At 68.1% G+C, this 9971-nt stretch carries 8 protein-coding genes; 1 reads left to right on the forward strand and 7 read right to left on the reverse strand.

Annotation, left to right across the window (positions count from 1 at the left end; translation table 11 throughout):
* Positions 1-4: 4 nt before the first annotated feature.
* The 6 genes from N5D20_RS16630 to N5D20_RS16655 all read right to left on the reverse strand — a co-directional run bounded on the left by N5D20_RS16630 (position 5) and on the right by N5D20_RS16655 (position 8132).
* A complete protein-coding gene (locus tag N5D20_RS16630; RefSeq protein WP_279914284.1) occupies positions 5-3115 on the reverse strand; it encodes an error-prone DNA polymerase in 3111 nt (1036 codons plus the stop codon).
* A gap of 6 nt (positions 3116-3121) precedes the next feature.
* Positions 3122-4531, reverse strand: coding sequence for a DNA polymerase Y family protein (locus tag N5D20_RS16635; protein WP_279914283.1), 1410 nt, complete (start codon positions 4529-4531; stop codon positions 3122-3124).
* A 9-nt stretch (positions 4532-4540) separates the two neighbouring features.
* Positions 4541-5155: a translesion DNA synthesis-associated protein ImuA gene (gene imuA, locus N5D20_RS16640; RefSeq protein ID WP_071305384.1), complete on the reverse strand. Its 615-nt coding sequence runs from the start codon at positions 5153-5155 to the stop codon at positions 4541-4543.
* A 240-nt stretch (positions 5156-5395) separates the two neighbouring features.
* Entirely contained in the window at positions 5396-6403 is a 1008-nt protein-coding gene (locus N5D20_RS16645; RefSeq protein ID WP_049454631.1) for a cyclase family protein, read from the reverse strand.
* A complete protein-coding gene (locus N5D20_RS16650; protein ID WP_100446041.1) occupies positions 6400-7089 on the reverse strand; it encodes a DsbA family protein in 690 nt (229 codons plus the stop codon). The genes N5D20_RS16645 and N5D20_RS16650 overlap by 4 nt, the downstream gene beginning before the upstream one ends.
* 92 nt (positions 7090-7181) lie before the next feature.
* A complete protein-coding gene (locus tag N5D20_RS16655; protein ID WP_010485030.1) occupies positions 7182-8132 on the reverse strand; it encodes a LysR family transcriptional regulator in 951 nt (316 codons plus the stop codon).
* A gap of 116 nt (positions 8133-8248) precedes the next feature.
* Here N5D20_RS16655 and N5D20_RS16660 point away from each other — a divergent pair, with 116 nt between their 5' ends.
* Entirely contained in the window at positions 8249-9127 is an 879-nt protein-coding gene (locus tag N5D20_RS16660) for a sterol desaturase family protein (protein ID WP_227199619.1), read from the forward strand.
* A 9-nt stretch (positions 9128-9136) separates the two neighbouring features.
* On the opposite strand, the gene N5D20_RS16665 is transcribed toward N5D20_RS16660, so the two are convergent.
* Positions 9137-9841, reverse strand: coding sequence for an AraC family transcriptional regulator (locus tag N5D20_RS16665; protein WP_010485034.1), 705 nt, complete (start codon positions 9839-9841; stop codon positions 9137-9139).
* Positions 9842-9971 lie beyond the last annotated feature (130 nt).

Genomic DNA, 9971 nt, shown 5'->3' on the forward strand with positions numbered 1-9971 from the left:
ATCGTCAGTGGAAATCGCGGCTGTGGCTGCGCAGTCCCTGCAGCAGTTCATCCAGGCAGTGCATGCGCTGCACGATGACGTGCTGCACGCCATCGACGCGTTCCAGGCGGCCATCGATCTGCATCAGCTGGGTATCGACCAGCACCCGGTGCTGGCGATCGGCCAGGTGTCGCCAGACCACGGCGTTGACCATGCCGGTCTCATCTTCGAGCGTGAGGAAGGTGACGCCGCTGGCGGTCTGCGGGCGCTGGCGCATGCGTACCAGGCCAGCGATGCGCACGCGACGGCCATGGCCATGCCCGGCCAGTTGTGCAGCGTCCAGACAGCCACGGCTGCGCAGCTGCGCGCGCAGGAACGAGATCGGGTGGCGGCCGAGGGTGGTGCCGGTGCTGCGGTAATCGGCCTGCATGTCGTCCCATGCGCTGGGCAGGGGCAACGGCACGCGGGCTTCGGCAGTGGCGCGGGCCTGGTCGAACAGTGGCAGCCGGTTTTCCACGCCGGAGATATCCCAGCGTGCACGATGGCGATGGCCACTGAGCCCACGCAGTGCACCGGCATCGGCCAGCAGGCCCTGCTGGCGGCGGTCCAGTGCGGTGCGCTGGCACAGGTCGCCCACATCGTCGAACGGGCGCTGCGCACGTTCGCGCATGATGGCCTGCACGACGGGTTCGTTGCAGCCATCGATCAGGCGCAGGCCGAGCCGGATCGCCGCCGGTCCCTTGCTGAAATCCAGCGTGCAGTCCCAGTCGCTGTGGCGCACGTCCACCGGCAGCACGCCGATGCCATGGCGGCGTGCATCCTGCAGCAGCTGGTCGGGGCTGTAGAACCCCAGCGGCTGGCTGTTGATCAGGCTGGCGGTGAACGCGGCGGGATGATGGCACTTCAGCCAGCAGCTGTTATAGGTCAGCAGGGCGAAGCTGGCAGCATGGCTTTCCGGGAAACCGTAATCACCGAAGCCCTTGATCTGCTCGAACAGGTGCTCGCCGTAGTCGCGGCTGAAGCCATTCTTCAACATGCCGGCCAGCAACTTCTCCCGATGCGGTTCCAGGCCGCCACGACGCTTCCATGCCGCCATCGAGCGGCGCAGGGCATCGGCTTGCCCAGGTGTGTAACCTGCTGCTTCCACTGCCAGCTGCATCACCTGCTCCTGGAACAGTGGTACGCCCAACGTGCGTGCGAACACGCGTTCCAGCTGCGGTGGGTAGAGCGGATTGTCCGGATCGTTCAGTGCCTCCGGGCCTTGCTCGCGCAGGATCCTCCGCCGTTCCAGATAGGGGTGCACCATGTCACCATGGATCGGGCCGGGGCGCACGATCGCCACTTCGATCACCAGATCGTAGAAGCAGCGCGGCTGCAGGCGTGGCAGCATCGCCATCTGCGCACGCGATTCGATCTGGAACACGCCGATGGTGTCGGCGGCGCAGATCATGTCGTAGGTCTTCGTATCCTTGGCAGGGATCGCATCCATGCGTCCACTGTGCAGGCCGTGCTGCTGCAGCATCGCCAGGCATTTACGGATGGCGGTGAGCATGCCCAGCGCCAGGCAGTCGACCTTCATCAGGCCGGTGGCATCCAGATCGTCCTTGTCCCACTGGACGACGGTGCGGTCGGCCATCGCCGCGTTTTCCACCGGTACCAGCGTCGACAGCGGGTGCTCTGAAATCACGAAGCCGCCCGGGTGCTGCGACAGGTGGCGCGGGAAATCGATCAGCTCGGTGGTCAGTGCCAGCAGCCGCCGCATCAGCGGTGTTTCCGGATCAAAGCCGCGCTCGCGCAGGGTCTCCGGCAGTGGTACGTGGCCGCCCCAGTGGTCCATCGCCGCGCCGAGTTCGTTGACCTGGTCCATCGGCAGGCCGAGTGCACGGGCCACGTCGCGGATCGCGCTGCGGCCACGGTAACTGATCGCCACCGCAGTCAAGGCGGCGCGTTCGCGGCCATAGCGCTTGAACACGTACTGCAGCACTTCTTCGCGGCGCTCGTGCTCGAAATCGATGTCGATATCCGGTGGCTCGTCGCGCTCGGCGGAGATGAAGCGCTCGAACAGCAGGTTGCTGCGCGCCGGGTCGATCTCGGTCACGCCCAGCACGAAGCACACCGCCGAGTTGGCCGCCGAGCCGCGCCCCTGGCAGAGGATGTCCTGGCTGCGGGCGAAGCGCACGATGTCCTGCACGGTGAGGAAGTAGGAGGCGTAGTTCTTCTGCTTGATCAACGCAAGTTCGTGTTCGATCTGCTCGCGCTGTGCCGGCTGGATGCCGTTCTTCCAGCGCCACGGGATGCCACGCTCGACCAGCACGCGCAGCCAGCTGTCCGGATCATGCCCTTCGGGCACCAGCTCACGCGGATAGGTGTACTGCAGCTGTTCCAGGGTGAAGTGGCAGCGCTCGGCGATGCGCAGGGTCTCGGCCAGCAGCTCAGGCGGGTACAGCTGGGCCAGCGCGGTGCGTGGGCGCAGGTGGCGCTCGCCATTGGGGAACAGGCGCCATCCAGCTTCGGCCACGCTGCAACGGTGGCGGATCGCGGTCAGCGTGTCCTGCAGGGCGCGGCGGCGACGCACGTGCATGTGTACATCGCCACTGGCCACCAGTGGCAGGCGATGGCGTTCGCCGAAGGCCTGCAGCTGCTGCAGGCGGCGTGCATCGTCGTGCTCGTGATGCAGCTCCACCGCCAGCCACAGGCGATCATCGAAGCCGGCGCGCAGCAGTTCCAGGTCGGTGGCGGCCGGTTGCCGGTCCAGCCACAGGCACAGCAGGCCGTCGGGCAGGCCGAGCAGGTCCTCGCGCAGGCAGCGGTACTCGCCCTTGGCGGCCCGCCGCCGGCAGGTGGTGATCAACTGGCAGAGCCCCGTATAGGCGGCCTGGTCGGTGCACAGCAGGGCCAGTTTCGGCCCATCCTCGACCTGGAATTCGGCGCCGACAATCAGCGCCACGCCATGCGTCTTCGCCGCCTGCCAAGCGCGTACGATGCCGGCCAGCGAGCATTCGTCGGTGATCGCCAACGCTCGATAGCCTTGGCCGGCGGCGCGCGCGAACAGTTCTTCGGCGATCGAGGCGCCACGCTGGAAACTGAAGGCCGACAGGCAGTGCAGTTCGGCGTAGCCGGGCAGTTCGTCGTGCATGGCGGCTCAGCCGAACCAGCCGTGCAGCATCCACGGCGCATGCGGGTCGTTGCGCTCACGAAAGACCCAGCCGCGCTGGCCGTGAGCAGTTTCCACCACGTAATAGTCGCGCCGTGCATCGGCCTGGTCCCACCAGCCCGATTCGATCCGCTCCGGTCCGGTGACGATGCGCAGCCGCGGATCACGCAGTGGTTGCGGCGTGTCCAGCAGCCAGCCGGGGCGCAGTGGCCAGTACGACGGAGGCTTGGCTGGCGGCTGGATGCCACTGGCGCGTTCGGGGCGATGGTCGGCCTGCACCGCCAGCGGCTGCACGGCGTCATCGCCCAGCCGCGCGCGCAGGCGCTCGCGCAGCTGGTTCCAGGGCATCGCCTGTGCCGGCCGGGTATCGAACAGGTCACGCGCGGCGGGCACGAACGGTGGCAGCTGCTCGGCCTGCAGGCGCAGTGCGCGGCTGCCGGCCGGCAGGGCAAACGCTTCCATGCGGTTGCGTGCGATCTCGAACAGCAGCGCGGGATCGCGCTCGGGCGCCAGCAGGCCGATGGTCAGCACGCTGGCCGGCAGCATGTCGTGCTCGAAATGCAGGTCGAAGCGCTGCACGCCGCCATCGCGCGAACACAGGAATGCGGCCAGGTCCAGCAGCAGGCGACGCAGCGGAAACAGCAGGGCCTGGCTGGATTCGATCTCGTATTCGAATTCGATGCGCGCATCGAAACGGTCCGGTGGCTGGTAGTAGCGCAGTGGCGCGGTGGGCAGCCCGCGCAGCGCATCCAGCTGCTGCAGCACGTCCGGTGCGAAGCGCCGGGCCAGGCTGTCGCGCGGCAGCTCGAGCACCGCACCCAGCGTGCGCAGGCCGGAACGGCCGAGTACGGTCACTGCTTCGCTGGGCAGGCCACAGCGAGGCAAGGGCAGCTGCGCCAGTGCCGCTGGCAGCTGCTGCGCATCGATGCCGAGGCCGTCGTGAACGTTGGCCAGCACGCGCGCGGCATGCGCGGTGGGTGCGGCCACCAGGCGATGGCGGAAACCAAGCTCATGCAGTTCGTTGCGCAGCCGCTGCTCGATCGTCAGCCAGTCGCCGAACAGGGCGCGGCTGGCACCGATTTCCATGACCAGCGCGTGCGGAAAATCGAGGCTGACCTGCGAGCTGTAGGCATAGGCCCAGCTGGCCAGCAGCTGCCGGGTCTGCTGTTCGGCGTTGGGATCGTAATCGTGCAGATGCAGGTCCTGCACCAGTACCTGCGCAGCCGACAGCAGCATGCCCGGGCGCAGCCCCGCTGCGCGGGCGGCCGGGCTGACCGCACGCAGTACGCGACGCTGTGCCGGCCCCTGCAGCAGCACCAGTGGCCGCTGCGGGTCGGGCTGCAGGCGCAGCACGCTGTCCAGCGCCAGCTGCGGCAACAACAGACAGGCCCAGTGCATGGCGCGGCCTCAGTGGGCGATGGCCAGTGGCAACGGCTGCGCTGGCGGCAGGCCGCCACGGCACTTCAGCACCCGCACCTGGCCGTGGTCGAGCTGCAGGCGCAGGCTGGCCGGGGAAGGATTGCGTGCTGCCTGCGCCTCGCGGAACACGAAGCCCAGGCACTGGCCGCTGTCGGCCGCCACCTGCAGGCGGCGCAGTGAGCGGTCATCGGGCTGGTGTGGCCAGCACAGCACTGCTGCACAGGCGGCCGAGCGCAGGCACTGCTCGGTGGCCCACAGCGCTTGTTTCGGCGCGGCGTGGATGATCTGCAGCTGGGCCAGATCCAGCCCGGCCGCTGCCCAGGCCGGAGCGTGCGGGCGATAGGGTGGCGCGACCAGCACGATCGGGCGGTCGCGCTGGCTCAGCTTCGCCAGCGCTGGCCAGACCAGGGCCAGTTCGCCGACGCCGGGCGCGGCCTGCAGTACCTCGCATAGCCCGCTGCTGGGCCAGCCGCCGCCGGGCAGGCGCGCATCCAGTGCCGGGTGACCGCTGGCCAGATGGTCGCTGGCCGGCCCCTGGCGGGCCGCGCCGCGCCACAGCTGGCGGCCGTCAAGCAGCCGGTCGAGGGCGACGACGGCACCCATCAGCGGGTCCTCCAGGGGAGGTGCCGGGCAGGCTGGAAGCGGCAGGAACGGGCGGAGACGGCGGGCATGACGCGAGTATCGACGGGCCGGTATCAGGGGCTGAGACCGGACATGCTACTCGCCTTGTGAGTAGAATTACTAATGAAATCGGAGGATCAGATTTCAGGTTGCTGAAGGGGTAGGGGTGCCGACCAAGGTCGGCCCCCGGCATGGCCCGGCGCTACCCGGGTATGCCCCCGGTTACGGGCGGACCGGCAGCGCGACCGGGCGCAGCGGCGCGGCATCGCCACCGCGGATCTTCAGCGGGCCGCCGATGAAGGCGAACTCGTAGACCTTGTCGTGGGCCAGTTCGTCCAGCGCCACCAGCTCGATGATCGGCGCGCCCTGCTGGGCCAGCAGGTAGGTGTGCAGCGGCACGTAGTCGTCGGACACCTCCGAGGGGAAGGTCTCGAAGCTGAGGTTGTCGGCACCGACGATCATCGCGCCGCTGTCCTCGATCAGGAAGCGCGCCGCGTCCAGGCCCATGCCCGGCGGGTTGGCCATGTAGGCCTTGGGCTGTTCGAACAGGCGCATGCGGCCGGTGCGGATCAGCACCACGTCGCCCTGCTGCAGTTTCACCTTCTGGCGTGCCAGCGCATCCTTCAGGTCCTGGCGGGTGACGCGGTAGCTGTCCGGCAGCATGTCCACGCCCTTGGCGGTGGCCACGTCGATCAGCACGCCACGCGCGATCAACGGCGGGAACTTCTCGATGCCGGTGACCTTCCAGCCACGGTCGCCGAGGTGTTTGTCGGCCTCGAAGCCATTCCAGATCTTTCCATGGATGCCGAAGTGGTTCAGCGCATCGATGTGGGTGCCGGTGTGGCTGTACATCGAGAACGCGGTGCCGGTGTAGCTGCGGGTGAGGTTCATGGTTTCGCCCACGCCCATCGGATCATCCATCACCGTGCCGCGCGGGGTGTGGGTCATCCAGAACTGGTAGTGCGGGTCGCCGGCATCCTGCCAGCTGGGCATGCCGACGTAGTACTCGGTGGCCAGGTCATAGGCCTTGCCGCCGCTGACCCGCGACAGGATCGCCGCACGCGAGGCCTCGGTGATCAGGTTGAGGCGGCCGATCTCGTCCTTCGGCCCCCAGGGGCTGGTGCCGACCTGCTGGCCGGAGGGTACGCGTTCGTGCGCGGACACGGTGGTGGAAGCTGCGGTGCCGGCCAGCAGCAGGGCCAGCGCGGTGGCCAGGGTACGTGGGGTCATGGGGAATCTCCTTGCAGGGTGGGGGAGGGTGCGGCGCAGGCCGCGACCAGGTGCGCCAGGGCCTGGCGCAGGTGTGGCAGCGGCAGGGTCTGCAGGCGCAGGCCGTTGCCGCCGATCACGGTGGGTATGGAACGGATGCCGAGGGCAGCGGCTTCGGCGCGATCGACCTGCACGCGCTGGCGTACTGCGTCGCTGCGCATGTGGTCAGCGAAGGCGCCACGTGGATGGCCCAGCGCTTCGGCGATATCCAGCAGGACTTCGGCGTCGCCGATGTTGCGGTGCTGGTGCAGGTGCGCCCACTGCACGGCATCGAACATCGCGCCATGGGCGTCGTTGCCACCGAGCATGCCGGCAGCCTGGCAGGCCAGTGCGCCGAGCCAGCCGGACGGATACTCGAAGTCCTGCGCGCGCATGCCTTCGATATCGATGCGCGCGGTGTCTTCATGCGCGGCGCAGTCGGTCCAGTGGCGCAGGATGATCGCCTTGGCGCGCTCCATCGAGCCGAACACCTCGACCATCTGTGCGCGCGAGTCCTGCAGCACGAAGCTGCGGTGGCGCACCTGGATGCCGAGTTCGGCGGAGACCTGCTTCAGGCGCGGGGCCAGCACGAAGCACCAGCCGCAGACCACGTCGTGGAAGAAATCGACCACCGGCGCGGCGGTGGCGGGGGAAGGAACGGAAGACATCTGCCTGCCATCGGTGAGAGGGGAGGCGGCAGATTAGGCAGCGCGGCGTGGCCGAAACAGCACGCCGCGGGCAGCTCAGTTTTCGCTGGCGGTTACGAATCCAGGCCAGCGCAGCCTGGCAGCTCGGCGTGCAGGAAATCGATGAAGGCACGCACCTTGGGTTGCAGATGGCGCGACGTGGGGTAGACCGCATGCACGAAGCGCGGCGGATAGCGGTGGTCGGGCAGCACCTGCTGCAGTTCGCCCTGGGCCAGTGCCGGAGCGGCCAGGAACGAGGGCAGGGCACCGATGCCCATGCCGGCCACCAGCAGGTCGCGCAGCAGCAAGCTGTTGTTGACGGTGACGCGCGCGGGCAGTGTGATGGTCACCTGGCCATCGGGACCGAGCAGCGGCCAGCTGCCGGGGGAGTCGGACAGGCTGTAGGCCAGCACGCTGTGCGCCTGCAGATCGTCCACCGCCTGCGGTGCCGGATGCTGCCGCAGGTAGGACGGGGCCGCGCACAGCACCTGCTGCAGCGACGCCAGCCGGCGCGCCACCAGGCGTGAATCATCCAGTTCGGCACGCAGCCGCAGCGACACATCGAAACCCTCACCGACTGCATCGAGCAGGCGATCTTCCATCACCAGGTCCAGCGACAACTGTGGATGCTGCTGCAGGAAGCGCGGCAGCAGCGGCGACAGCGTGCTCAGTGCGAATGACTGCGGCGCGTTCACGCGCAGGCGCCCGGCCACCTCGCCGCGCTGTTCGGCGATGCCGCGTTCCAGCGCTTCCAGCTCGTCGAGCAGGCGGCAGCATTCGCGGTAATAGGCGTGGCCGGTTTCGGTCAGGCTCATGCGCCGCGTGGTCCGCTGCAGCAGCACCACGCCCAGGTGCGTTTCCAGCGTGCGCAACTGCTTGCTCAGGCCGGCCGGCGACATGCCCAGGTCTTCGGCGGCACGAGCGAGCCCGCCGCGTTCGACGATGCGGCGGAAGGCGCGCATCAGGTTGAAGGAGTCCATGCCGGTCCCGGGCGCGATGAGAGCATCATTGTAGATCCACGCCATGCGTGGATGTGGGAAGCGTGGTGCCCGCAGGGTTGCGCCGTTTGTTCAAGCCAGCAACCCACACGCCACGCCAGCATGCAGGCCCCTCACTTCCCGGGTTGCCCATGAAGCACTGGATGCTCCGCCTGTATGCCCCGCTGTTCCTGCTTGGATTCGTCGCCACTGCCGTCGTCTGGGTCGGCCACTGCCATGGCGATCCGTTGTGGCTGCTGGCCCTGCTGGCGATCGCCATTGCGGTTTCGTTCGTCGCCGAGCGCGCCTGGCCGTATGACCCTGCGTTCAACCGCGACCACGGCGACCGTGTGCGTGACGCCCTGCACGCGCTGGTCAACGAAGGCCTGAACCTGTTGTCGATCGCGGCGGTGCCGCTGCTGGCGGCGATCATTCCGTGGCAGTTGTGGCCGCTGCAGTGGCCGTTCGCACTGCAGCTACTGGTGGCGATCATCGCTGCCGATCTCGGCATCACCCTGGTGCACTACGCCAGCCATCGCATCGGCTGGCTATGGCGTCTGCATGCCGTGCATCACAGCGTGACCCGCATGTATGGCTTCAACGGGCTGATGAAACACCCACTGCACCAGGCCGCCGAAGCGGTGGGCGGCGTGCTACCGCTGCTGCTGTTGGGCCTGCCGATGCCGGTGGCGGCGGTGCTGGCCTTCGCCATTGCCATCCAGCTGCTGCTGCAGCACTCCAACGTGGACATGCGTCCCGGCGTGCTGGGCCGGGTGATGGCCTGGGCGCCGCTGCACCGCTTCCATCACATGCGTTACGGCACCGCCGGCGACGTCAACTTCGGCCTGTTCCTGACCGTCTGGGATCACCTGCTGGGGACTGCCTTCGATGCGCCGGGCTATCGGCTGCGCCAGCACGACCTCGGCATCGGCAGCCAGCCGGACTATCCGCGCGATTACCCCGGGCAACTGCTGGCGCCGTTCCGAGAACTGCCACATGGCGAGGTGCCGGAGCTGCCGGAAGGTCTGCGCAGGCGCGGATGATGGGTCGTGTCAGGCCGCGTGCAGCTGCAGGCCCTGCAGTTGCGCGGCACTGATGCCGAACATGCGGCGCAGGCTGCGCGACAGATGGGCCAGATCGGCGAATCCAGCGGCATGCGCACTGTCGGTCAGGCTGTGGCCGTGCAGATGATGCGTGAGTGCATTGCGCAGGCGTTGCCACAGTACCCAGCCGCGGAGTGTCACCGCCAGGTCGGACTGGAAACGCCGGTGCAGCTGGCTGGCCGACAGGTGCGCCGCCTCGGCGATATCGGCGGCCGGCACCGGGTCAGGCAGGTGCTGGGCGATACGGGCCAATGCCGCCTGCACGCGGCGGTCCAGCGGTTGTGGGCGGCTCAGCCGTGGCAGCCAGTCGCGTAGCTCCATGGTATTGCCCGGCAGTGCGTGCAGATGCTGCTGGATCTGCGTGGAATCGGCATGCGCGGGTTCGAGGAACACCGTGCAGCCCGCTTCCGGCGCCGACAGGATCGCATGCGTCTGGAAGGAGGGCAGCCACAGCCGTTGGCCCTGCTGCCGTACGCCATCGACTTCGACCTGCCAGGGCGTACCGTCGCTCAGCAGCAGTTGATGGGCGTAGTGCGCATGTACGCTGCTGTCACCGGCATGGCCCTGCAGCACCGCCACGTGAGCATCCAGCAGCAGCGTGCCATTCCAGGGCAGGGCGGGGGAGGACATGGAGGGATTGTAGATCCACGCCATGCGTGGATGAATCTCCATCGAAATCGATTAATTCGACGATTGATCGAAGAGCATCCACGCCTGGCGTGGATCTACTGCAGATTGCGGCGAATTGTCGAAGGCGGGGTGGGTCCGGTTGCGGGGGCGTGAG

This window comes from Stenotrophomonas sp. GD03877, from assembly GCF_029840555.1.
GTDB lineage: Bacteria > Pseudomonadota > Gammaproteobacteria > Xanthomonadales > Xanthomonadaceae > Stenotrophomonas > Stenotrophomonas geniculata.

What these genes read in the sequence shown, in the direction of transcription:
- N5D20_RS16630 (WP_279914284.1), bottom strand. Translation starts at nt 3,115, where the DNA reads ATGCACGACGAACTGCCCGGCTACGCCGAACTGCACTGCCTGTCGGCC.
- N5D20_RS16635 (WP_279914283.1), bottom strand. Translation starts at nt 4,531, where the DNA reads ATGCACTGGGCCTGTCTGTTGTTGCCGCAGCTGGCGCTGGACAGCGTG.
- imuA (WP_071305384.1), bottom strand. Translation starts at nt 5,155, where the DNA reads ATGGGTGCCGTCGTCGCCCTCGACCGGCTGCTTGACGGCCGCCAGCTG.
- N5D20_RS16645 (WP_049454631.1), bottom strand. Translation starts at nt 6,403, where the DNA reads ATGACCCCACGTACCCTGGCCACCGCGCTGGCCCTGCTGCTGGCCGGC.
- N5D20_RS16650 (WP_100446041.1), bottom strand. Translation starts at nt 7,089, where the DNA reads ATGTCTTCCGTTCCTTCCCCCGCCACCGCCGCGCCGGTGGTCGATTTC.
- N5D20_RS16655 (WP_010485030.1), bottom strand. Translation starts at nt 8,132, where the DNA reads ATGGCGTGGATCTACAATGATGCTCTCATCGCGCCCGGGACCGGCATG.
- N5D20_RS16660 (WP_227199619.1), top strand. Translation starts at nt 8,249, where the DNA reads ATGCTCCGCCTGTATGCCCCGCTGTTCCTGCTTGGATTCGTCGCCACT.
- N5D20_RS16665 (WP_010485034.1), bottom strand. Translation starts at nt 9,841, where the DNA reads ATGGCGTGGATCTACAATCCCTCCATGTCCTCCCCCGCCCTGCCCTGG.